At 66.0% G+C, this 22,405-nt stretch carries 16 protein-coding genes; 11 read left to right on the top strand and 5 right to left on the bottom strand.

The features are described 5' to 3' along the window. The first annotated feature begins 21 nt into the window (after positions 1 to 21). The 5 genes from ACYQ01_RS05925 to ACYQ01_RS05945 all read left to right on the top strand — a co-directional run bounded on the left by ACYQ01_RS05925 (position 22) and on the right by ACYQ01_RS05945 (position 7,053). Positions 22 to 711 (top strand): TetR/AcrR family transcriptional regulator, encoded by a 690-nt coding sequence (locus ACYQ01_RS05925; protein WP_459932904.1) that lies wholly within the window; start codon positions 22 to 24, stop codon positions 709 to 711. After that, positions 704 to 1,810: an aminofutalosine synthase MqnE gene (gene mqnE, locus ACYQ01_RS05930; protein ID WP_459932905.1), complete on the top strand. Its 1,107-nt coding sequence runs from the start codon at positions 704 to 706 to the stop codon at positions 1,808 to 1,810. The genes ACYQ01_RS05925 and mqnE overlap by 8 nt, the downstream gene beginning before the upstream one ends. Next, entirely contained in the window at positions 1,803 to 2,909 is a 1,107-nt protein-coding gene (gene mqnC, locus ACYQ01_RS05935; protein ID WP_459932906.1) for a cyclic dehypoxanthinyl futalosine synthase, read from the top strand. Before mqnE ends, mqnC begins: the two co-directional genes overlap by 8 nt. A 98-nt stretch (positions 2,910 to 3,007) precedes the next feature. After that, the gene (locus ACYQ01_RS05940; RefSeq protein WP_459932907.1) at positions 3,008 to 3,853 is read left to right on the top strand and encodes a menaquinone biosynthetic enzyme MqnA/MqnD family protein; all 846 of its coding nucleotides are present in this window, start codon (positions 3,008 to 3,010) and stop codon (positions 3,851 to 3,853) included. Between the two features lie 338 nt (positions 3,854 to 4,191). Then, on the top strand, positions 4,192 to 7,053 hold the full coding sequence (locus ACYQ01_RS05945) for a bifunctional diguanylate cyclase/phosphodiesterase (protein WP_459932908.1): 2,862 nt from the start codon (positions 4,192 to 4,194) through the stop codon (positions 7,051 to 7,053). 58 nt (positions 7,054 to 7,111) lie between these two features. Here the strand turns inward: ACYQ01_RS05945 and selB are convergent, their stop codons facing one another. The 5 genes from selB to ACYQ01_RS05970 all read right to left on the bottom strand — a co-directional run bounded on the left by selB (position 7,112) and on the right by ACYQ01_RS05970 (position 13,996). Continuing rightward, positions 7,112 to 9,019, bottom strand: coding sequence for a selenocysteine-specific translation elongation factor (gene selB, locus ACYQ01_RS05950; RefSeq protein ID WP_459932909.1), 1,908 nt, complete (start codon positions 9,017 to 9,019; stop codon positions 7,112 to 7,114). A gap of 22 nt (positions 9,020 to 9,041) precedes the next feature. After that, positions 9,042 to 10,439 (bottom strand): aminopeptidase, encoded by a 1,398-nt coding sequence (locus ACYQ01_RS05955; protein ID WP_459932910.1) that lies wholly within the window; start codon positions 10,437 to 10,439, stop codon positions 9,042 to 9,044. Further along, positions 10,436 to 11,863, bottom strand: coding sequence for an L-seryl-tRNA(Sec) selenium transferase (gene selA / locus ACYQ01_RS05960; RefSeq protein WP_459932911.1), 1,428 nt, complete (start codon positions 11,861 to 11,863; stop codon positions 10,436 to 10,438). Before selA ends, ACYQ01_RS05955 begins: the two co-directional genes overlap by 4 nt. 428 nt (positions 11,864 to 12,291) lie before the next feature. Continuing rightward, a complete protein-coding gene (locus ACYQ01_RS05965) occupies positions 12,292 to 13,206 on the bottom strand; it encodes a dihydroorotate dehydrogenase (RefSeq protein WP_459932912.1) in 915 nt (304 codons plus the stop codon). Positions 13,207 to 13,216: 10 nt separating this feature from the next. After that, entirely contained in the window at positions 13,217 to 13,996 is a 780-nt protein-coding gene (locus tag ACYQ01_RS05970) for an iron-sulfur cluster-binding protein (protein ID WP_459932913.1), read from the bottom strand. 204 nt (positions 13,997 to 14,200) lie between these two features. On the opposite strand from ACYQ01_RS05970, the gene ACYQ01_RS05975 reads away from it, so the two are divergent. From ACYQ01_RS05975 to ACYQ01_RS06000, 6 genes are all read left to right on the top strand, one after another. Continuing rightward, entirely contained in the window at positions 14,201 to 15,403 is a 1,203-nt protein-coding gene (locus ACYQ01_RS05975; protein ID WP_459932914.1) for a cyclic nucleotide-binding domain-containing protein, read from the top strand. Then, entirely contained in the window at positions 15,400 to 16,176 is a 777-nt protein-coding gene (locus ACYQ01_RS05980; protein WP_459932915.1) for a motility protein A, read from the top strand. The genes ACYQ01_RS05975 and ACYQ01_RS05980 overlap by 4 nt, the downstream gene beginning before the upstream one ends. A gap of 95 nt (positions 16,177 to 16,271) precedes the next feature. Beyond that, positions 16,272 to 17,120 carry an OmpA family protein gene (locus ACYQ01_RS05985; RefSeq protein ID WP_459932916.1) on the top strand — a complete coding sequence of 283 codons (849 nt, stop codon included), beginning with the start codon at positions 16,272 to 16,274 and terminating at the stop codon, positions 17,118 to 17,120. Positions 17,121 to 17,135: 15 nt separating this feature from the next. Beyond that, complete coding sequence (locus ACYQ01_RS05990) at positions 17,136 to 17,936, top strand: tetratricopeptide repeat protein (protein ID WP_459932917.1); 801 nt, start codon at positions 17,136 to 17,138, stop codon at positions 17,934 to 17,936. A gap of 302 nt (positions 17,937 to 18,238) precedes the next feature. Beyond that, positions 18,239 to 18,517: a hypothetical protein gene (locus ACYQ01_RS05995; RefSeq protein WP_459932918.1), complete on the top strand. Its 279-nt coding sequence runs from the start codon at positions 18,239 to 18,241 to the stop codon at positions 18,515 to 18,517. After that, the gene (locus ACYQ01_RS06000) at positions 18,514 to 22,173 is read left to right on the top strand and encodes a sodium:solute symporter family transporter (RefSeq protein WP_459932919.1); all 3,660 of its coding nucleotides are present in this window, start codon (positions 18,514 to 18,516) and stop codon (positions 22,171 to 22,173) included. The genes ACYQ01_RS05995 and ACYQ01_RS06000 overlap by 4 nt, the downstream gene beginning before the upstream one ends. The last annotated feature ends 232 nt before the right edge of the window (positions 22,174 to 22,405 follow it).

The following is a 22,405-nucleotide window of genomic DNA, read 5'->3' on the forward strand; positions in this document are numbered from 1 at the left end:
GCGTGCGCTTGGGGATAGACGATGACCACCCGGTCACCCTACCCGGACACCCCCATGGAAGCAAGAACCACCTTTCAAAATATCGACCCGGAAAAACAGCGCCGCGTGCTGGAAGAAGCCGGCCGCGAGTTCGCGGACCACGGCTTCAACGGGGCGAGCATGAACCGCCTGTCGGCCACGCTGTCCATCGCCAAGGGATCTATATTCAAGTACTTCGGCAACAAGGAGGGACTATTTTCCGCCGTGTTCGCCGGATCGGTGGAGCGCTTCGCGGGATTTCTGCGCACCGCGCGCGACGAAACCCGGGGGCGGCCCCTGGCCGAACGGCTGGAACGGCTGTTTCTGGTGGGCGCGCGTTTCGTCGAGGATCACCCGGTGGTGTACCGCATTCACCTGAAGATGCTTTTCAACGACGACTTTCCCCTGCGCAGGCGCTACCTCGGGCAGGTGCGCGCCCTGTCGACAAAGTTTCTCACGCCCTTTGTGGAAGAGGCGAAGGCCTCGGAAGAATTGCCGAAAACCCTGGACACCGCCCTGGCCGTGTTCCTGCTCGACGCGGCCCTGGACCGGTTCATCCAGGCCCAGGCGGCTGGCGGCGCGCAAGGCGTGGGCGTTCCCGGGGACGACGATCCGCGCGCGCTCGCCGGCGCGGCTAGCGGGCTGGCCCGGATGCTTGCCGCCGGACTGGCCCAAGGAGGAATTCATGCTTGATACGGCCCTCTACGACCGCCACGGGCTGGGCGACGCCTGCCGCAAGGTCCTGGCCGGGGAGCGCCTGAGCCTGGCCGACGGCCTGGCCCTGTACCGCTCGCCCGGTCCCCACCTGGCCGGCGCCCTGGCCCATCACGCGCGCACCCGCCGCCACGGCGACGTGACCCACTACGTGCTCAACCGGCACGTGAACCCCACCAACATCTGCGTCAACGACTGTCTCTTCTGCGCCTACCGCCGCCGCGAGGGCCAGGAAGGCGCCTACGTGCTCACGGTGGAAGACGCGCTGGCCAAACTGACGGCCTTCGGCCACCTCGACGAGGTGCACATCGTGGGCGGCTGTCACCCGAGCCTGGGCCTTGACTACTACCTGGAGCTTTGCCGCCGGGTGCGCCAGGCCTATCCCGACGCCTCCATCAAGGCGCTCACCGCCGTGGAAGTGGCGCATCTGGCCGACCTGGCCGGAATGGACGAGTCCGAGGCCCTCACGGCCCTGCGCCAGGCCGGGGTGGACATGATGCCCGGCGGCGGGGCCGAGGTGTTCTCGCCCCGGGTTCGGGCCAAGGTGTGCCCGGCCAAGATTTCGGGCGAGCGCTGGCTTTCGGTCATGGGCAAGGCCCACCGGGCCGGGCTGGCCACCAACGCCACCATGCTCTTCGGCCACATGGAGACCCTGGAGGAACGCCTGGAGCACTTCGACGCCCTGCGCCGCCAACAGGACGAGACCGGCGGGTTCAAGTGCTTCATCCCTCTGCCCTACCTGCCCGGAGCCAACCCCCTGGGCGAATCCGCCAGCGGCCCCACCGCCCAGGACGCGCTCAAGACCACGGCCCTGGCCAGGCTCATGCTCGACAACTTCGACCACATCAAGGCCTACTGGGTGATGCTGGGGGTCAAGCTGGCCATGCTGTGTCTTTCCTACGGGGCCGACGATCTGGACGGCACCGTGGTGGAGGAGCGCATCGGACACGACGCGGGCAGCCAGTCCGCGCAGGAGCTTTCCGTGGCCGAACTCGAAGCGGCCATCCGCTCCTGCGGGTTCACGCCCAAACGTCGGGACGGTCTGTTCCGCGAAGCCACGGAGGCCAGCCATGCCTGAGAACGTCCTGAACGCCCCGAGCCCCGAACTGCGAAACGCCCTGGACGCGGCCCAGGCGGGAGAGCGTCTATCCTTCGACCAGGCCCTGACCCTGGCCAACCGGGCCGACCTGCACGACCTGGGCCGCCTGGCTCACGCCGCGCGCCTGGCCAAGCACCCCGAGCCCGTGGTCACCTACGTGGTGGACAGAAACATCAACTCCACCAACATCTGCCAGTGTGGATGCAAGTTCTGCGCGTTTTTCAAGGCCCCGGACATGCCCGGCGGCTACGTGCTGTCGCGCGACGAACTGTGCCGCAAGGTGGAGGAGACCCTGGCCCTGGGCGGATTCCAGATCCTGTTGCAGGGCGGCCACAACCCGGACATGGGCGTCGACTACTACGAGGACATGCTGCGCTTTCTGCGCGCCAAATATCCCCAACTGCACATCCACGCCTTTTCCCCGCCCGAGATCACCTATTTCGCCCACCAAGCCGGACTGAACGTGGCCCAGGTCATCGAACGGCTGCGGGCGGCCGGACTGTCCTCCATACCGGGCGGCGGCGCGGAAATCCTCTCCGACCGGGTGCGGGCCGAAATCGCCCCGCGCAAGTGCTCCACGGCCGAATGGCTCGAGGTCATGCGCCAGGCCCACCGCCAAGGACTTCGCACCACCGCCACCATGATGTTCGGCCATGTGGAAACCTGGGAGGAGCGCCTGGAACACCTCTTCCACCTGCGCGCCCTGCAGGACGAGACCGGCGGGTTCACGGCCTTCATCCCCTGGAGCTTTCAGCCCGACAACACGGTGCTCGGCGGCGCCAAGGCCTCGCCCCAGCAATATCTGCGCGTGCTCTCCCTGTCGCGCCTCGTGCTGGACAATTTCGCGAGCCTTCAGGCCTCTTGGGTGACCATGGGACAGGACGTGGCCCAGGTGTCGCTCTGGTTCGGCGCCAACGACTTCGGCTCCACCATGATCGAGGAAAACGTGGTGGCCGCCGCCGGAGTGCGCTTCCGCATGGACGAAGCGGGCGTGCGCCGGGCCATCGAGCGCGCGGGATTTCGCCCCGCCAGGCGGGCCATGGACTATACCATCCTGGAGGATCGGCCCCGCTCCTGAGGCGAGCCGTCCGCAACCATCTTCAACCGACGGACGCGGGAGCTCCCGACTCCCGCGTCCGTATGCGCGGGCATTCGCCCGTGCCAGCGGAGGTTCCTGTGAGCGCTTCCCCCCTGCGCCTCGGGCGCATCAGCTACTTAAACGTCCTGCCCATCTACCACCCCCTCGAAGCCGGCTGGATGCCCCACGATTTCGCCTTCACCGCCGGTCCGCCGGCGGTCTTGAACGATCTCATCCGCTCCGGCGGGCTGGACATGTCCTCGGTGTCGTGCGTGGAATACGGCCGCCATCCCGAACTCTACCGCCTCATGCCGGACCTGGCCATCGGCAGCCGGGGGCCGGTGAAGAGCGTGCTGCTGCTCAGCCGCGTCGATCCGCGCGAGTTGGGGGACAAGACCATCCTGGTCACCGCCGAAACCCACACCTCGGCGACGCTCTTGCGCGTGCTCCTGGACAAGCTCTACCACGTGCGCCCGGCCTACCGCATCGCCAGCGCCACGGTGCGCGAGGCCCTGGCCGCCGAAGATTCGGCCCCGGCCGTGCTGGCCATCGGAGACGAGGCGCTCAGCCTGCGCGGACACGCGGATTTTCCCTGGCAACTCGACCTGGGAGAACTCTGGCGGGAAATGACCGGACTGCCCTTCGTGTTCGGAGTCTGGGTGGCCCGGCGCGAGGCCTGCGCCGCCAGACCGGACGCCGTGGCCGAAGCCTGCCGCCTGATGGTGCGCGCCAAGGAGGCCGGCGTGGCCGCGGTGGACGCAGTGGTCGAGCTGACCAGTCCGGCGGCCACCGGCATGACCAAGGCCGATCTGCGCCGCTACTACGAATGCCTAAGCTATGACCTGGGCGCGGAAGAGCAGGCCGGCCTGCGCACGTTCTTCGCCCTGCTGACCGAACACGGGGTGCTCGAACGCGCGCCCGAACTCGATATCATCGCCGTGTAGTCCGGTCGTCGAATTGTTCTTCCAACAACCGCGACGGCTTCGGTGCAGCGCCGAAGCCGTTTTTTCGTTTCGTCCGCCTTGTATGCGAAGTCTTCGAAAGCAAACGCTCGGAAACGATTTCGACCCCCTTTATATTCAGTATTTCTATGAAAAGGCGTTCCTTTCTGGTCACCGTCTCATAACTCCTTGAATTTTTGCCTTGACTCCACCGCTTTCTCCCTTCAAAATATTGAAATGTTCACGGTTGCACCCGCCTTGCCCGCCTCCGGACGTATCCATTCGTCTATAGACAATCCACCCGACGAACTCCACAACAGAATCCTTTCGCCACCAGGTCCATGCGCGCTCCGTTGAATCGCTCCCTGCGCACCAGCCTGATCTTTCTGGTGCTGCTGGCCGTTTTGCCGGCCCTGGCCATCATCGGGTATTCCGGGATGGAATTGCGCGAGCGCATACTCGCCGAACGCACGGACGATTCCCTGCGCCTGGTGGAGTCCCTGGCCCACACCCTGGCCGAAACCGCCTTCAGCATCGAACGCATCCTCACCACTCTGTCCGTGCTGCCTCCGATCCGCTCCATGGATCCGGCCCAGTCCGCCGAAATCCTCGACCGGGTGCGGTCGAAAAACCTGCTTTTGAGCAACGCCCTGCTACTTCGCCCCGACGGCGAAATGACGGCCTCGGCCTCGCACAGCGAAATCCGGGACTTTTCCGACTCCCCCTTCGTCCGCCGCGCCATGACCACGGGACGGTTCACATGCGGACGGTACATGATTTCCCGGGTCACGGGCGAACCGATCCTGCCCTTTGTCTATCCCATTCTCGACGACGCCGGGCAAGTGCAGGGCGTCCTGACCGCCGGGCTACGGATATCGAGCCTGAACAGGCTCTTCGGCGCGCTGGAACTCCCGCCCCAGGCCATCTTCTCCATCATCGACGGCGACGGCGTGCGCATTTCCCGCAAGCCCGTCAGCGCCAGCGCCCCCCAGCCGGGCAAGTCCCTGACCGCCTACAGCGTGTGGAAATGCGCCTCCATGCCAAACGACCAGGGCTTCTACGAAGCCCGCGGATCGGACAACACCGTGCGTGTCTACGCCTACGCCAAATTGCGCCTGCACGGCGAAACGTCGCCGTACATGTACCTGGTGGTCTCCACGCCCAAGGCCTTCATGGGGCGCGAAGCCCTGGCCGCTGTGCAACGCAACATGGCCCTCCTGACCCTGGCCGGCATGCTGGCCCTGGCCATGGCCTGGATGATCGGCGAAAACCTGCTCGTGCTGCCCCTGCGCCGGATAGCAGAAACCGCCCAACGCATCGGACAGGGCGACCTGGAAGCCCGCACCGGAGCGCCCTGCGGCGTGACCGAAACCAGGACCCTGGCCGAAGCCGTGGATTCCATGGCCCGCACGCTGGAAAAGCGTCAGACCGAGCGCGACCGGGCCGAGTCCGCCCTGCGCGCCAGTGAGGAACGCTTCCGCCAGATAGCCGACAGCATGGCCGACTGGATATGGGAAACAGACGCCGGCGGAGCCTATACCTACTGTTCGAGCCGGATTCAGGACATTCTGGGCTACAGCCACGAAGAGATGATCGGCAGGCCCTTCCTTTCCCTCATGGCCGGGGAGGGATACGAAACGGCCGCCGTGGAGCTGCGTTCCCTCCACGCCCGCAAGGCCCCCATCCGAGAGATGGAAGTCCGTCGCCGGACCAAACGCGGCAGCCAGGTGCGCACAGTGGTCAATGGCGTGCCCGTCCTGGACGCCTCGGGCGCGCTCGTCGGGTATCGGGGGATCGAGCGCGACATCTCGCGGCGCAAGGTGCTCGAAGACCAGCTTGAATCCATGTCCCTGACCGACGCCCTGACCGGCCTGCCCAACCGCAACCTCATCGTGGAGCGTCTGCGCCAGGCCCAGGCCCGGGCCAAGCGCCTGGAAGGCTTCCGTTTCGCCGTGCTTTTCGTGGATGTGGACCGCTTCAAGACCATAAACGACAGCCTGGGACACCTGGCCGGCGACAAGGTGTTGCGCCAGACCGCCGCCCGCCTGGTGGAAAGCGTGCGCGAACTCGACACCGTGGCCCGCTACGGGGCGGACGAATTCGTCATCCTGCTCGAAGAGATCGCCAGCCCCCGGCTGGTCACCCGGGTGGTGCGTCGCATCATGGAATCCATGAAGTCCCCCCTCACCATCTCCGACGGCCGCGAGGCGCGCTTGAGCGTGAGTGTGGGCATGCTCCTGGATTCCGGCGGGGGGGACACGCCCGAAAACCTCATCCGCAAGGCCGACATCGCCATGTACCAGGCCAAAGCGCGCGGAGGCGGACGCTTTCAGGTCTACGTGCCCAAGATGCTCGCGGAGACCGAACGCCGGCTACGCCTGGAACAGAACCTGGACTCCGCCGTGGCCGAAAACCAACTGTTTCTCCACTACCAACCCATCGTGGACCTGCAGAGCGGACTCCTGGCCGGGGCCGAGGCCCTGGTGCGCTGGAACCACCCCGAACGCGGCCTGGTCATGCCGGGCGAATTCATCCCCCTGGCCGAACAGTCCGGTCGCATTACCGCCCTGGAACGCTGGGTACTGGACCGGGCCTGCCGCGACATGGCCGACTGGCGGAGCCGCTACCCCAAAACGGCCGCCCCCTCGGTGTCGGTGAACCTTTCGGTACGCCATCTCGAAAATCAGCACCTGGTTTCCGAAATCTCCCAGTGCCTGAAGACCTACGGCATCGAACCCCGCCAACTGGTGCTCGAAATCACCGAGACCTCGCTTCTGCACATCGACCTGGGCGTCCTCTCCAAGCTCGACGCCTTGCGCTCCATGGGCGTTCGCCTGGCCATGGACGACTTCGGCACGGGGTATTCGTCGCTCGCCTACCTGCAACGCCTGCCCCTGGACGAACTCAAGGTCGACCTCCAGTTCGTGCGTCACCTGGCCACAAACCCGGAAAACAAGGTCATCGTGCGCTCCATCGTGGCCCTGGGCGGCGGGCTGGGCCTCACCACCCTGGCCGAAGGCGTGGAAACCGAGGAACAGCGCGCCATACTCCTTGAACTCGGCTGCCAGCTCGGACAGGGCTATCTGTTCTCCAAACCCGTGAGTGCCGAACTTTTCGCCGAGCGCTGGTTCGGCCTGGACGCCGCGGGCAAGCCGCAGACCCCGTCCCCCGAACCAAAGCCCACGCCCACCAATCCGGCTTGACGCCGCGCCCGGCCGAGAAGCACGGTCGCGGCCGCTGCCCGTCGATCGCGCGAACGCGTCAGGAACGGGCGCGCAGCAGACGCTTGTCGCCCACGCGAACGGTCAGGCGAATCTTGTCCAGATATTCGAGCAGAGGGATGGCGTACTTGCGGGTCAGACCGGTGAGTTCGCGGAAATCCTGGGGGCCGAGCTCCTGGCGATCGGCAAAGTAGCCGAGCACCAGTTCCCGCAACCGCTCCAAAGCCGAGACCGCGAAAAAGAGGTCGTCCTTGGTGCGGGCGATGCGCCCCTCGTCCTGAAGAAGCTTGAATACCGGCTGGGCCTGTTTCGCGGTGAGTCCCAGCGGCTCGATCACGTCCTTGAGATTGGGCGGGGTCAGGCCGCCGGCCTCGTAGGCCGCCAGCACCGCGTCGCGGGCCCGGGCCAGATCCAGGCCGAGGCTGGCGCTGTGGGAGCTGGCGCGCAAAAGCTCCTGCTCCTGCACGACGCGCCCGGACTTGAGGAGCTTTTCCAGCAGAAAGTGCATGAGCTTGGGCGCCAGCGTCAGGGGCAATCCCGAGGTCAGCTCCCCGCGCGACAAGCCCTGACGGGCCGGGTTGGCCTTGTGGAAGGCGTCCACGCGGGAAAGGATGCGTTCGCTCAACTCGTCGAGCACTTCGCCCGATATCCACATGCGGTTTTCGCGGTCGAACTGGCTGGCCTTGCCCCGGGCGGACAGATCCTGGAGCGTTGTCGCCAGGTCCCTGGAGCCCAATCCGGTAAAGGCCACCAGTCTGGTGAAGGAGGCCCCTTCCCGCCCGGCCAGGCGCAAGTGCGCGAGCGCCAGGTCCTCGGGCGCGGCCTCGGGCAGGGCGGCCAGCACGGCCAGTTCCGGCGAGGTCTTCTTGAGCTTGAGCGCGCCCGGGCAGACCAGGGTCGCGCCCGCCACGGTGCGCAGCGGCGAGAACGCGCGCATGACCATGCGGTCGCCGAAGACACCGGCCAGAGGCGTTTCGAAACGCGCCTGGCACAGGGCGGTCTGGCCCGACTCCAGCCGATCGCGGTCGAAAAAGTAGAGTCTGGCCATGACCTCGCGCGTGCCGTGGTGCAGGTGAAGTTGCCCCCGATGGCGCAATCCCCTGGGAGAAGAAGCCAGGCAGGTGGCCACCACGGTCCATGACGTGGAGGGAAAAAGCGAACCCGGCGGGGCCAGGGTGTCGCCGCGTTCCACGTCTTCCACCTCCAGCCCCTGGAGATTGGCGGCGGTGCGCTGCCCGGCCCGGGCCCGCTGGGCCGGCTGGCCGTGCACCTGGAGCGAGCGGATGCGCGTCGACCGGCCCCCGGGATAGAGCGTCACGTCCTGGCCCACGTCCAGGCTGCCGGCCAGGAGCGTCCCCGTGACCACGGTGCCGTGGCCCTTCATGGTGAACGCGCGGTCCACGGGCAGCCGGGGCAGGTCGAAACGTCGGGACGGGCCGGTTTCGACGGCCAGACGGACCAGCTCGGCCTTGAGGGCGTCCAGTCCCCGGCCGGTATGGGCCGAGACCGGAATCACCTCGGCCCCGGCGAGAAACGTGGGGGCCAAAAAGACGCGCACCTCATCGGTGACCATGGCCAGCCACTCTTCGTCCACCAGGTCCGCCTTGGTGAGCGCCACCACGCCGCGCTTCACCCCGAGCAGCGAACAGATTTCCAGGTGCTCGCGGGTCTGGGGCATAATCCCCTCGTCCGCCGCGATGACCAGGGCCACGAAATCCACGCCCGAGGCCCCGGCCACCATATTCTTCACGAATCGCTCGTGGCCGGGCACGTCCACCACGCCCAAACGCTGCCCGTCGGGCAGGTCCAGAAAGGCGAAACCCAGTTCTATGGTGATGCCGCGCTTCTTCTCCTCGGCCAGCCGGTCGCAGTCTATGCCGGTCAGGGCCTTCACCAGGGTGGTCTTGCCGTGGTCGATGTGGCCGGCCGTGCCGAGGATTACGGGCATGAACGCTCCTTTCCGCCCTTTTTCAACTCTTCAAAAACGCCCTGTAGGCCAGCGTGGTGGCGTACACGTCGGCCTTGCTCACCAGCTCGAAGGGGCTGTGCGTGGCCAGCACGGCCGGGCCGCAGTCGATGATGTCCATGCCGTAGATCGCCAGGAACTTGGCCACCGTGCCGCCGCCGCCCAGGTCCACCCGGCCCAGTTCCGCCATTTGCCAGGGCACGCCCGCCCCGTCCAGCAGGCCGCGCAGCCAGGCCACGTATTCGGGGTGGGCGTCGTTGGCCCCCACCTTGCCCCGGTGGCCGGTGAACTTGGCAAAGGCCGGTCCGTGGCCCACGTAGGCGGCGTTCAGCTTCTCGTGCACGTCCTGATAGTCCGGGTCCATGGCCCCATGCACGTCGGCGGACAGGGCCTTGGAGTTCTCAAACACGCGCGACAGGCGCGCGCCCGGCTCCCAGGCGTCGATCAGGTCCTCGATGCAGTATTCGAAAAAGAGTGACTTGGCGCTGGTGGAGCCTTCCGAACCGATTTCCTCCTTGTCCCAAAACAGCACCACCTGGGCGTGTTCGGGTTCCGGCTCGGCCAGGACGGCCTCCAGGGCGGTGTACACGCAGCAACGGTCGTCGTGTCCGTAGCCGCCGATAAGCGCCTGGTCCAACCCGACGAAACGCGCCGGACCCGCCGGCACCACCTGCAATTCCGCCGAAAACAGGTCCGCCTCCGCGATGGCGTAGCGCTCATTGAGCAACTTGAGAACCTGAGCCTTGATGGGATTTTTCGACCCGCTCTTGGCCTCTTCGTCCCCGCCGTTCGCCAGAGGCTCGTGGCCCAGGATAACGTTGAGTTTCTCGGCTTCGAAGGCTTCCGTCACCTTCTTTTCCACCTGCTTGTAGGCCAGGTGGGGCATGAGGTCGGCCACCGCGAACACGGGGTCGGCCGGTTCCTCGCCGATGGACACTTCGACCACAGTTCCATCGGTCTTCACCACCACCCCGTGCAGGGCCAGCGGCCGGGAAAGCCACTGGTACTTGCGTATGCCGCCGTAGTAGTGGGTCTTGGCCTGGGACACGTTGCACTCCTCGTAGAGGGGATGCTGCTTGAAATCGAGCCGGGGCGAGTCCGAATGCGCCCCGATGAGCCGAAATCCCTCGGAAAGGGGGCGCCGGCCCTTGCGGGCGATAAACACCGACTTGCCCTTGAACACCCGGAAGCACGCCGGGCCGGAGAACGCCCCCGGACCGCACTCCGCGAACCCCGCGTCCAGCAGCGTGCCGCGCACCAGGCGCGTGACCTCGCGTTCGGTCTTGCCCCGAGTCAGAAACTCCACGTAGCGTTTGGCCAATTCGTCCATGGCCTGGCGGTGTTCGGGAGAGGCGTAGACCTCCCAGCAATTCTTGGCGACGTATTCCAGATCGGCGCTCATGCGTCCTCCTGTATGTCTGTGCCCGCCAGGGCGGCGCAAGCCAGCGCGGCCCCGACCAGGGGATATTCGGTTTTGTCCAACGTTCGGGGATCGAGCAGAAACGCTCCGTCCTCCACTCGGCCCACCAGGGGCGGATCGGTCCGAAGCAGGCGGACGCGCAGCCGGTCCGGCGTGAGCCCCGGACGTTTCGGCGTCAGCCGCACCAGGGTGGTGGCCACCCCCCGCTCAGGAAACGCCCCGCCGCCCACTTGGGAAAATCCCGGCGCGCAGGCCACGGCGAAATGTTCTCCGGCCGCGCGCCGCACCGCCCTGGCCAAGGCCTTGGCCCTGGTCGCCAATTCTTCCGGCTCGGCCAGGATCATGGACAGGGTGGGCACCTCGCGCCGGGCGCGTTCAGGCTCAAGATACAGGCGCAACGTGGCTTCCAGAGCGGCCAAGGTCATCTTGTCGATGCGAAGCGCCCGGTTCAGGGGATTGCGCTTTACGGCCGCGACCAAATCGGCCCGGCCCACAATGATTCCCGCCTGGGGCCCTCCCAGCACCTTGTCCCCGGAAAAAGTCACCAAGTCCGCTCCGGACTCCACCACCCGACGCACCGGGGGCTCGCCCGGCAGGCCGGCTGTGGCCAGGTCCTCCAGGCTTCCGCTGCCCAGGTCCTCGATGAGCGGCAGTCCGTGGGCTCTGGCCAACTCGGCCAGTTCCGACAGGGGGACCTCCTTGGTGAAGCCCACCACCCGAAAATTGGAGGTGTGCACCCTGAGCAGCGCCGCCGTCTCCGGCCCGATAGCCTGTTCGTAGTCGAACCGATGCGTGCGGTTGGTGGCCCCGACCTCGCGCAGAAGGGCTCCGCTGCGGGCCATCACGTCGGGAATGCGAAACGATCCGCCGATCTCCACCAGTTGCCCGCGTGAGACCACCACCTCGCGCCCCTTGGCCAGGGTCTCCAGCACCAGGAGCACCGCGGCGGCGTTGTTGTTCACCACCAGGGCCGCCTCGGCTCCGGTCAAGGCGCACAGCAGGCGCTCCACGTGGCTGTAGCGGCTGCCCCGCTTGCCCGTCGCCAGATCGAATTCGAGATTGGAATAGTGCCGGCAGGCCTCGTAGGCCGCCCGCGCCGCGCTCTCGGCCAGGAGCGAACGGCCCAGATTGGTATGCGCCACCACCCCGGTGGCGTTCAGGACCCGGCGAAACCGGGGACGCGCGTACTCTCGGACAAAATGCAAAAGACCAGGCCAAAGCCTCTCCCTGTCGAGCTCGGCCGCCGCCGTCACCTTGCCGGCGCGTATGCCTGCACGCAGGTCGTCCAGATAGGCCTGAGCCCCGTCGCGCAGAAGCGGCCGGGGCGCGCCGCGCAGGTCCGGCTCGGACAAAAGACGCGCCAGCACCTGATCCATGGCCGGCAAATACCTGTAAAGCTGACTCACCGGGAATCCCTCACCATACCCGAATGCTCTAGACCACAAGCCCGAGGAAAGCAAACCGGCACCGAGGTGGGGAAGGGGGGAGACGGAAAGAAGAGGAAGCGTCAAGAGGGGGCTCCGCCCCCCAGCCTCCGCCAGGGGGAATGATTCCCCCTGGACCCCCCGATCGCCTGCGGAAAAGGGGTCGGTCGGGCCAGAGAGGGGACAGGCGCGAAGGAAAGGAAGGGAGGAAAAGCACGGTTTCGGGAACCTCCTGAACCGCAAAGCCGGTTCAGGAGGTTCCCGAAACGAACCCACATGCTAGGAAAACAACGGGTCGGATTTTCCCCTCTCCCGCACCCACTCGCGGGGGGCTGGGGGCGGGCTCCGCCCCCAGCGGGGTCCAGGGGCGGCGCCCCTGGCCGCCGGAGGCCTCTTCCCTCTCCCGGGCCCTATTCCACCTCCAACCGCCCGCGCAGGTCTTCCAACCGTTCCAGGCCGAGTTCGGCCATGAGCTCGGCGACTTGTTCAACCAGTCGGAAGGCGGTGTCCGGTCGCAGGAAATTGGCGGTGCCGATCTGCACGGCGCGAGCTCCCACCAGGATGAATTCGAGCACGTCTTCGGCGGTGGCGATGCCGCCGAGTCCCACCACGGGGATGGAGACGGCGCGACAGACCTGCCACACGCAGCGCAGGGCCACGGGCTTGACCGCCGGCCCGGAAAGTCCGCCCACCAGATTGGCCAGGCGGGGACGGCGGGAGCGCACATCCACGGCCATGCCGGTGAGGGTGTTGATGCAGCTGAGGGCGTCGGCCCCGGCGTCGGCCACGGCCCTGGCGATGGCGGCGATGTCGGTGACATTGGGGGAGAGCTTGACCATCACGGGCTTGCGCCCGGCGCGTTTCTTGACGGCCTGGGTAACCTTGGCGGCCTGGGCGGGGTCTTGGCCGAACAGCGCGCCTCCGGCTTTGACGTTGGGGCAGGAAATGTTGACTTCCAGGGCGGCCACGCCGTCCTCGTCGGCCAGGACCGAGGCCAGCTCGCCGAATTCGTCGGCGTCGCAGGCGTACAGGTTGGCCAGGACGGGGGTGTCGCGCCAAGGGAGCCGGGGGAGCTTCTCGGAAAGAAAGCGTTCGACCCCGCAGTTCTGCAACCCGATGGCGTTGAGCATGCCGGCCGGGGTTTCGGCCACCCGGGGCATGGGATTGCCCTCGCGGGGTTTGAGGGAAAGGCCCTTGACCACGATCCCCCCCAAGGTTTTCAAGTCGCCGTAGGGGGTGAACTCCAGGCCGTAGCCGAAAGTGCCGGAGGCGGTGAGGATGGGATTTTTGAGCCCCAGCCCGGCCAGATCGACGCGAAGGTCCATGTTCGCCCTCCTACAGGGTGATGTGGTCGGCCCAGAACACGGGCCCGTGGGTGCAGGTCTGCACGTGGTGTCCTTCCGCGTCCTTGGCCACGCAGCCCAGGCAGGCCCCCACGCCGCAGGCCATGCGGTTTTCCAGGCTGACTTGGGCGCGCGCGCCGGATTTCGCGGCCAGATCCTTGACGGCGCGCAAGAGCGGCGTGGGGCCGCAGGCCAGGACCAGGCCCCCGGCGTGGTCCGCGACAAGGGCCTCCAGCCGGGCGATCAGGCGCGGAATATCCCGGGGCCCCTGGTCCTGAAAGGATTCGGCCCGGCACACGCCGGCGATTTCCGCGAAGGGATAGCAGCCGAGCGCGACCCTGTGCCCGAAAAACAGGGCGAGGTTTTCGGGCCGGGGGTGGATGAGGGCGTATTGAACAAAGGGCGCCAGCCCCACGCCGCCGGCCACGAGCAGGGTCGGCGTGTCCGGTTCCAGGGCGAACCCCTGTCCGAGCGGCCCCCAGAGGGTGACGGTCTCGCCGGGGGTCAATTCGGCCAGACGGGCGGTGCCGCGCCCCGCCACCTGGACGCAGAAGGTAAGCGTGTCGGGGGTGGCCCGGCTGATGGAAAACGGCCGTCCCCAGAGGAGGTCCTGGCCGAAGCGGGGACTGCGCAGCATGGCGAACTGCCCGGGGACCACGGTCCAACCGGGGTTTTCCAGTTCGATGCGCAACAGGCCGCGGCCTTCTTCTTCCGCGCTGTGGGGTTTCGCGGAGAGCACCCTGACGTCTTGGCAAGTGGCGGGAGCGGGCATGGCGATCCTTCTCGGCGCGGGGCCGGTTTTGGACAAACAGCCGGCCGGGGCCGGCTCGTCCTTGTCATCGCGGTGGGAAGCGATTATCGTTACAGGCTCGGGAATTCAAGGGGCCTCGTTCCCTTGACACCGGCCCGTAGGGGCCTCATGAAAACGGGAAGCCGTTTTCGCAAAAGCGTAAAACGCCGGCAGGGGGCGCCCAGCGTGAAAAAAAACCCGGACGTGGCCGACAAGATCAAGGTCTTTCACAAGGGCCATGTCATCTACAAGGAAGGCCAGGTCGGCAGCGAGGCCTACCTCGTGAAACAGGGCGCCGTGGCCCTGTACAGGCTTTCCGGCAACAGGCGGGTGAACCTGGGCGTGCTCGGACCGGGCAAGATGTTCGGTCAAATGGGCGTGGTTTCGGGCGAAACCCGGACCGACTGCGCCGAGGCCCTGGAGTATACCGAGGTGTTCGCGCTCGACCAGACGCTTTTGCAGACCCTTCTGCTCAAAAGCCCCCGCCCGGTGCAGATCATGACCACCTACCTGGCCGAACGCGTGGCCGCCCTCAAGGCCCGGGTGGAGCCCAAGCCCTTCGCCAACACGTTCGCCTCGATCTGCCACATCCTGCTTCTGTGCCACAGAGCGGCCCAGGCGTCCCAACCCAAGACCGGACCGCCCACGCTTTCGTCGGCGGAACTGTCGCGCACCATCAAGGACATCCTGCTCGTCTCCCAGGTGGAGATCGACGACGTGTTCGACAAGCTGGCCAAGCTGCACGTGATCGACGTGTCGGACGTGCTGGGCGCGCACTACCGCAAGGATCCCCTACTCGGTGGACGCAAGAAGACCGGCCAGTTCATCAAGGAGCGCCAGATCGTCATTCCGGACGCCGACCGTTTCGCCCAGGTGACCCGCAACATGGCCAAGGAAACGGCACAGCAGGACGCCAACGGCTCGGACCTGGTGTTCATCGACCTGGCCGATTTCGCCAAGGCCGTGGAATCCACCCCGGAAATCATCCTGAAAAAAATCGCCTACGGGGAAATTCCCGAAAGCGTGTTCTTTTTCCACAAGGCCCAGGCCATGCTGTTCGCGGAAGCCAAGGGCCTTCCCTCTTTTCAAAAGGCCAGGCGACCCAGGCTGCGCCCCCAGGACATGACCTGCGTGGACGACGTGGTGGCCGTGGACAACGCCACCCTGACGGAAGCCCTGTCGCGGTTGGGCTTCTACAAGGTGGGCGTGCTGTGCGCCCTGGCGGGCGACGAGGCCAGAACGAAACTCCTGGGCACGCTTTCCAAAAAGATCGCCTCCGTGGTCGAAGACGAAATGTCGCGCATGGGCGAGCTTGATCCCGCCGAGGCCGCCGACATAGAAGACGAACTGCTGACCCAGATTAAGACCATGAAGGGACTCCACTCATGAACGTGGCCACTGTCATCGGCTTCGCCGCAGGCGTCGTGATCCTGGGCGTAGCCACCTTTTTCGCCACCGACTCGGTACGGGTGTTTCTCAACCTGCCCGGGCTGGCCATCGTGCTCGGCGGCACGTTGGCCTCCACGTTCATCTGTTTTCCCCTCAAGGAAGTCACCCGGGTCTTCAACATCTTCCTCACCGCGCTCAAACGCGAGGAACTGCCCATCGGCAACTACATCGAAGAAATCGTGCACATCGCGCGCGAGGCCTCGGCCCGGGGGAGAATCCACCTGGAAAAGACCTTGCCCGGCATCGAGAACGAATTCCTGCAAAACGCCCTGCAAATGCTAGTGGACGGCTACTCGCGCGAGGAAATCAAGGAAATTCTCGAAACCCGCATCGAACAGACCTATCAGCAGGAACTCTCCTCGGCCGGCATCTACCGCACCATGGCCAAGCTCTCGCCGGCCTACGGGCTCATCGGCACGCTCATCGGCCTGATCGGGCTCATGCAAACCATGGGCGCCGGTATCGGAAGCCTGGGGCAGCACATGGCCGTGGCCCTCACCACCACCTTGTACGGCATTCTGCTTTCCAACCTGCTCTTTTTGCCCATCGCCGTGAAAGTGGAAAAACGCATCGAGGAACGGGTGCTGCTCATGTGCGTCATCCGCGACGGCACGCTTTTCATCAAGGACAAGACCCCGGCCGCCATCGTCTACGACAAACTCAAGGCCTATCTGCCGCCCAGGCGCTGGGCCTCCATCGGCAAGCGGCCCTGAAACGCCGGTCGTGCGCGCGACGGAAGTCTGCCGCGCCCCGCTCCCACGCACGCGTCCCCTAACGGGCCCGCTCCCGGGCCAGGCGAGAGTCCGCCATGCTGACACTGTCCGAACTCAAAAAACGCCGCAGCAGCGAAGACCAGGACGAAGGGACGTGGTTCGTCTCCCTTTCGGACATGCTCACCTTGCTGTTGTGCTTTTTCATCCTCATGGTTTCGGTGTCCCACCTGGACCAGGAGCGCTACAAAAAGGTGGCCGACTCCCTCGAAGCGGCGCTCAAGGCCGAAAAGGCCGCCCACCGCTTCACCCGCCAGGCCCAGCCCGTGATACGCCAGCCCATCACCCGGGCCCAGCCCGGCTCGCCGGCGGTCACTGCGCCTATCCCGGCCATCGTTCCCCTGGAGTCCACCGGGTCCCGGCCCGAAACCCCGGCCCAGGCCGCCCCGGAAACTGCGCCAATCCATCCCGCCCAGTCCGGTCCCAAGCCCAAATCCATCGACGAGATCAAAAACGAACTCGCGGCCAAGTTCTCGCTGGACCAAAACGCCGTCAGTCTGGAAAAACGCGACGCTGGCGTGGCCGTCACGCTCAAGGGCGCGGTGCTCTTCGACCGGGCCAGCGCCGAACTGACCCCGGCCGCCTTGCGCTATCTCGATTCCATCGCCTCGGTGCTTCTGGGCACGCGCTACAAGGTGACCGTCGAAGGGCACACCGACTCCGATCCCATCCAGTCCTTCGTGTTCCCCTCCAACTGGGAACTCTCGGCCGCGCGGGCCTCCCGGGTGGCCAGGCACCTCATCGACCGGGGGGTGGCCAGGGACCGCATTTCGGTCGTCGGCTTCGCCGACACCAAACCCGTGGCCCCCAACACCAACGACAAAGGCCAGCCCATGCCCGAAAACCAGGCCCGCAACCGGCGCGTGGTCGTGCTCATCAATCCCTAGGACATGGGAAGCGCCGTGGGCAAACCAACGAACGCCTTCGGCGGAGCGAAACTCAAGGGCGTGTTTTCCTCCCCGGCCACGGTCGACGCTTCCGTCGCGTCCAGTCAGGGCAAGCTCTACTGGTTCGCGCGCCCGGCGGAACTGGGGGCGGTTTCGGTCCAACTCCTCGACGAAAACCACCTGCCCACGGCCAGGCGTCGTCTGGTCAGCCAGGAGGACTTTCTCGAACTCTTCACGCCCGAGCCCGAACTCACCTACCGCCTGCTCACCCAGCGCGTGGCCCAGGGCGACACCTACCGCGAACAGGGCCAAAACATCGAAGCCAAAATCGAATACCTCCAGGCCCTCAAGGTGGACGAGGAAAACATTCGGGCCAACTTCGGCCTGGGCCTGGCCTACCTGGCCCTCAACCAACTGGAAAAAGGACGCTACGCCCTGGAAAAACTGGCCGCCCTGGACGAGACCTTCAGCCCCGAGCACAAGCATCTTTTCAACGAATTCGGCATCTCCCTGCGCAAGAAAGGCCTCTACGACGAAGCCCTGTCCTACTACGGCCGGGCCAAGTCCCTGTGCCCCGACGACGAGCACCTGCTGCTCAACATCGCCCGGGCCTGGCTGGAAAAGGGCGACCCGGAGCAGTCCTGGCGCACCCTGCGCGACTGCCTGGCCTTGGCCCCGGATTTTCGCGAAGCCCTGGCCTTTTTCTCCTATCTGCGCCGACAAGGCGCCCACCCCCGGGACAAGGACCTGGACCTCTGGTTCGACCATTTTTCCCTCAAGCGCGGCGAACTGGGCCGACTGCTGGACGAACAGTGATCCGACCGGGCTTACGCCGCGTCGGTTCCGATTGCGCGGACACAATCCCGCGCAACCTCTCGGGCGGTTCGAGAATAGCGTGACAAGACAGGCGTATCCGGTGTATGCTTTTCATGCTGGACGGTCTTTGTCGTCGCGAACGGACCGCGCGGCAACCGTTTCGGCGACCCCGGCCAAGACGACGCGGCAGGCCTTGCGGACGCCGAACCCGACCTGCCCACGCCCAGGCCATGGTGAAACGCACGGACGCGCCAGAAGACTCGACATCCCGGGCCTTCGTCGAAAGGATCGCCATCTGTCCCATGTTTGAACGCCTGAAGACCTTTTTCGCCTCCCGATTGTTTCTCGCCGTGACCGGGCTCTGCGGCGCGCTCATGCTGACGTGGCCCCTGCTGAGCATCCCTTCCCAGGGCTGTCCCATGAACATGCCCATCTACATTTATTGCGTGTGGGGGGGGCTCATCGTCATGGCCGCCCTGTGGGCGTTCTGCCAGCCCCCCGAAGACGACCCCCAGGGGGAGGACGCCGCCCTGTCGCCGCCGCCCGAGACCTCCCCTCCCCCGCCGGGACAGGTTCCATGATCGCCTTCAGCACGGCCCTGCTCCTGCTCGGGCTCTACGCCCTGGGCATGCTGGCCCTGGCCCAGTACGTGGAGAGCCGTCCCAACCTGCGCGAAGCGATTTCGGGCAGCAGTGTGATCTACACGCTCTCGCTCGCCACCTATCTTTCGGCCTGGACCTATTACGGCATCACCGGCCAAGCCAGCGAACAGGGCCTGCAATTCATGCCCTCGTACCTGGCCCCGGTGCTGGCGGGCCTGACCATGCCCTGGGTGCTCACCCGGCTGGTCCGGCTCAAGCAGGCCGTCCACATCACCAGCATCGCGGACTATCTGGGCGCGCGCTACGGCAAGTCCCACCTGGTGGGGGGGCTGGCCTCCACCCTGGCCCTTTTCGGTCTTCTCCCCTACGTGGCCCTGCAGTTGCGCGCCATCATCGCCAGCTTCAGCCTGCTCACCCAGCCCCAGGAACATTCGCTCTACGCCGCCCAGTCCCAGTGGATAGGCCCCATCCTCTTGGCGTTCATGGTCTTTTTCACCATCGTGGCCGGCGTGCGCCGCCTGGACCCCACCGAACGCCACCAGGGCATGGTGGCCGTGGTGGCGCTCGAATCCCTGGTCAAGATGACCGCCTTTCTCAGCGTGGGCGTGTTCGTCTGCTGGGGACTCTTCGACGGCCCCGGAGACATCTTCGCCAAGGCCGAACAGGCCTCCCTGGGCCATCTCATGAGCCTGGGAAGCGACGCCGCCAACTACGGCGGATGGATGAGCCGGTTGGTCCTGTTCCTGCCCGTGCTCTACCTGCTGCCGCGCCAGTTTCACGTGGCCGTGGTGGAAAATTCCTCCCCCCGACATGTGCGCACGGCCATGTGGCTGTTTCCCCTCTACATGCTGGCCGTCACCCTGCCCGTTCTGCCCATCGCCCTGAGCGGGCGCCTGCTGGGCTACGACCCGCGCCAGGCCGACACTCTCGTGCTGGTGCTGCCTCAGCACTTCGGCAACACGTGGCTCTCGTTCCTGGTCTTTCTCGGGGGGTTTTCCTCCGGCATGAGCATGGTGGCCATCAACGCCATGGCCATGACCACCATGGTCACCAACGACCTCATCCTGCCCCTGGCCGGACGGGTGGCGTCCCTTTCCTGGCTGCGGCGATTTCTGCTGCCCCTGCGTTGGGCGGTGCTGGCGACATATCTCACCGGCGGCTACCTGGTGCACATCCTCATCGGCGAAAGCTCCATGCTCGACAGCATGGGCATCGTCTCCCTGGTGGCGGTAGGCCAGTTCGCCCCGGCCGCCATTCTCGGGCTCTTCTGGCGACGGGGCAACCGCGCCGGGGCCCTGGCCGGACTCGGACTGGGCTTTGCGATCTGGCTCTACACCCTGGCCCTGCCAACTCTCGGCAAGGGCAGCCATCTGTTTGCCGCCTTTACCGGCGACGGCCCCCTGGGACTGCCGCTGCTGGCCCCCCAGGCCCTGTTCGGACTGACCGCGCTCGATCCCGTGACGCACACCATGTTCTGGTCGTTTCTCTTCAATACCGGAGCGTACGTGGTGTTCTCCCTGGCCACGTCCCCCCGGCGGGAAGAGGCCGCCTTCACCTCCGAGCTGTTCGCCCTCATGGAAGTGCGCGTGGCCGCCACTCCGCGCGACGTTCTGCCGCGCGACATCATCCTCGAAGAGCGCCTCGACCGGCTGGAGCGCCTGTTCACCCTGTTCATGCCCCTGCTGGCCGCCCGCCACCACGTGCGCGAAGCCCAGGAGCGGGCCGGACTGTCCGAACTGGAGTGGGTGAGCGTGGTGGATCTGGCCGCCATGTACGCCGAAGCCGAACGCATCCTGGCCGGCATGATCGGCGCGGCCTCGGCGCACAAGGCCATCCACGAGGCGGGTCTGTATTCGCTTGGGGAGCGGGCGGCCCTGTTCGAAATCTATGGCCGGATGCTGGCTGACTTGAATCTCTCGCCGGAAGAACTCCGACACCGGGTGGACTACTACAAGGAGCGCGAAGTGCTGCTCATGCAGCACGCCAACCAGCTCACCTCGGCCAACAAGGCCCTGGAAGAGGAAGTGTGCATGCGCCGTCGGGCCGAGGAAGAGGCCCGCATGGCCGAACAGAGTTTTCGCAGCATCTTCGAAAACGCCCTGGAGGGCATCTTTCAGACCCTTCCCGACGGCCGCGTGACCAAGGCCAATCCCGCCCTGGCCAAGATCCTGGGCTATGACGACCCGGAAGACCTGATGGCCTGCGTCAAGGACGTGGACAAGCAAGTGTACGCCCGCCCGGGCGAGCGCGAAAAGCTCCTCGAAATGCTGCGCGACGAGGGCTCCCTGCCCCACTACGAAACCCGGATGCTGCGCAAGAGCGGCGAAGTGATCTGGGTGGCCCTGCACGCCACGGGCATCCGGGACAAGAAGGGAAACGTGGCCTTCATCGAGGGGATTCTGGAAGACATCACCGAACGCAAGGCCAACGAACAACTCCTGCGCCAGGCCAGCCAGACCGTGCGCAACATCATCGACTCCATGCCGTCGGTCATGGCCGGGGTGGACCCTTCGGGCAAGATCACCCACTGGAACCGGCAGGCCGTCCTTCGCTACGGAATCGAGGCCGACCAGGCCGAGGGACGGGCCCTGCTCGACCTGCTGCCCTGGCTGGAGCCGGTGTGGGACCTGGCCCAGCGCGCCTTCGCCACCAGCGAGCCCCAACGACTGGCCCATCTGCCCGAAACCCTGCACGACAAGAACCACCTGCTGGACGTGCTGGCCTATCCCGTGACCCGGGGCGAAAGCGACACCGTGGTGCTGCGCCTGGACGACGTGACGGAACGGGTGCGTGTGGAGGAAATGATGGTGGAGTCGGAAAAGATGTTCTCCCTGGGGGGCCTCGCCGCGGGCATGGCCCACGAGATCAACAACCCCCTGGGGGCCATCATCGCCTCGGCCCAGAACATCAAGCGCCGCATGGAGCCCCAACGCCAGGCCAACAAGGATACGGCCGAAAGCTGCGGCCTGAGCCTGGAGGCCCTGGCCCGCTACCTGCAAAAGCGCGGCATTCTGGAGATGGCGGACAACATCGAGGAGTCGGGGCGCCGGGCGGCCCGCATCGTGCATAACATGCTCGATTTCAGCCGCAAGAGCGACGTGACCTTCGAACAGGTCTCTATCCCGAACTTGCTGGAAAAGTCCCTGGAGTTGGCCAGCCAGGACTACGATCTCAAGAAGAAGTTCGATTTCCGCAAGATCCGCATCGAACGCCGCTTCGCTCCGGACCTGCCCCCCATCCCCTGCCGCGCGGCCGAAATCGAGCAGGTGCTGCTCAACCTGTTGCGCAACGCGGCCCAGGCCATGTCGACCATGCGCCAGGAAGGACGCGAACCGGTCATCACCCTGTCGGCCGTCCGGGAAGACAACATGGCCCGCATCGAAGTCTGCGACAACGGACCCGGCATGGATGAAGCCACCCGCAAGCGCGTTTTCGAACCCTTTTTCACCACCAAGCCCGTGGGCCTGGGCACCGGCCTGGGCCTCTCGGTCTCCTACTTCATCGTGACCACTCGCCATGGCGGCTTTCTCAGCGTGGAATCCAAGCCCGGCCACGGGGCCCGGTTCATCCTGCGCCTGCCCCTGTCCCCGCCCGGCGCCTCCGAGACCCCGACGGACGGAAAGGCCCAGTCGTAGGTCCCACGCAATACGTCCGCACGTATTGCGTGGTAACAATCTGAAACGCCTCTCTTTATTCTTACAAACCCAGGCAGGATTTTCCAGGGAGCGGCACGGACAGACGGCGCAACGCCCCGCTGACCGCGCCCGCGAAACACAGGCAAGCCCGAAGCGGAGTTCGCATCCGTTGCGGGCTTGCCTGCGTTTCGCGCCGCGCCAGCGCGCTTTTTGAACCGGTTACACGAATCGA

The organism is Fundidesulfovibrio butyratiphilus (assembly GCF_054657235.1).

Excerpts from the sequence above, each read along its gene's own strand:
- ACYQ01_RS05925 (WP_459932904.1), top strand. The coding sequence starts at position 22 with ATGACCACCCGGTCACCCTACCCGGACACCCCCATGGAAGCAAGAACC.
- mqnE (WP_459932905.1), top strand. The coding sequence starts at position 704 with ATGCTTGATACGGCCCTCTACGACCGCCACGGGCTGGGCGACGCCTGC.
- mqnC (WP_459932906.1), top strand. The coding sequence starts at position 1,803 with ATGCCTGAGAACGTCCTGAACGCCCCGAGCCCCGAACTGCGAAACGCC.
- ACYQ01_RS05945 (WP_459932908.1), top strand. The coding sequence starts at position 4,192 with ATGCGCGCTCCGTTGAATCGCTCCCTGCGCACCAGCCTGATCTTTCTG.
- selB (WP_459932909.1), bottom strand. The coding sequence starts at position 9,019 with ATGCCCGTAATCCTCGGCACGGCCGGCCACATCGACCACGGCAAGACC.
- ACYQ01_RS05955 (WP_459932910.1), bottom strand. The coding sequence starts at position 10,439 with ATGAGCGCCGATCTGGAATACGTCGCCAAGAATTGCTGGGAGGTCTAC.
- ACYQ01_RS05965 (WP_459932912.1), bottom strand. The coding sequence starts at position 13,206 with ATGGACCTTCGCGTCGATCTGGCCGGGCTGGGGCTCAAAAATCCCATC.
- ACYQ01_RS05970 (WP_459932913.1), bottom strand. The coding sequence starts at position 13,996 with ATGCCCGCTCCCGCCACTTGCCAAGACGTCAGGGTGCTCTCCGCGAAA.
- ACYQ01_RS05980 (WP_459932915.1), top strand. The coding sequence starts at position 15,400 with ATGAACGTGGCCACTGTCATCGGCTTCGCCGCAGGCGTCGTGATCCTG.
- ACYQ01_RS05985 (WP_459932916.1), top strand. The coding sequence starts at position 16,272 with ATGCTGACACTGTCCGAACTCAAAAAACGCCGCAGCAGCGAAGACCAG.
- ACYQ01_RS05995 (WP_459932918.1), top strand. The coding sequence starts at position 18,239 with ATGTTTGAACGCCTGAAGACCTTTTTCGCCTCCCGATTGTTTCTCGCC.
- ACYQ01_RS06000 (WP_459932919.1), top strand. The coding sequence starts at position 18,514 with ATGATCGCCTTCAGCACGGCCCTGCTCCTGCTCGGGCTCTACGCCCTG.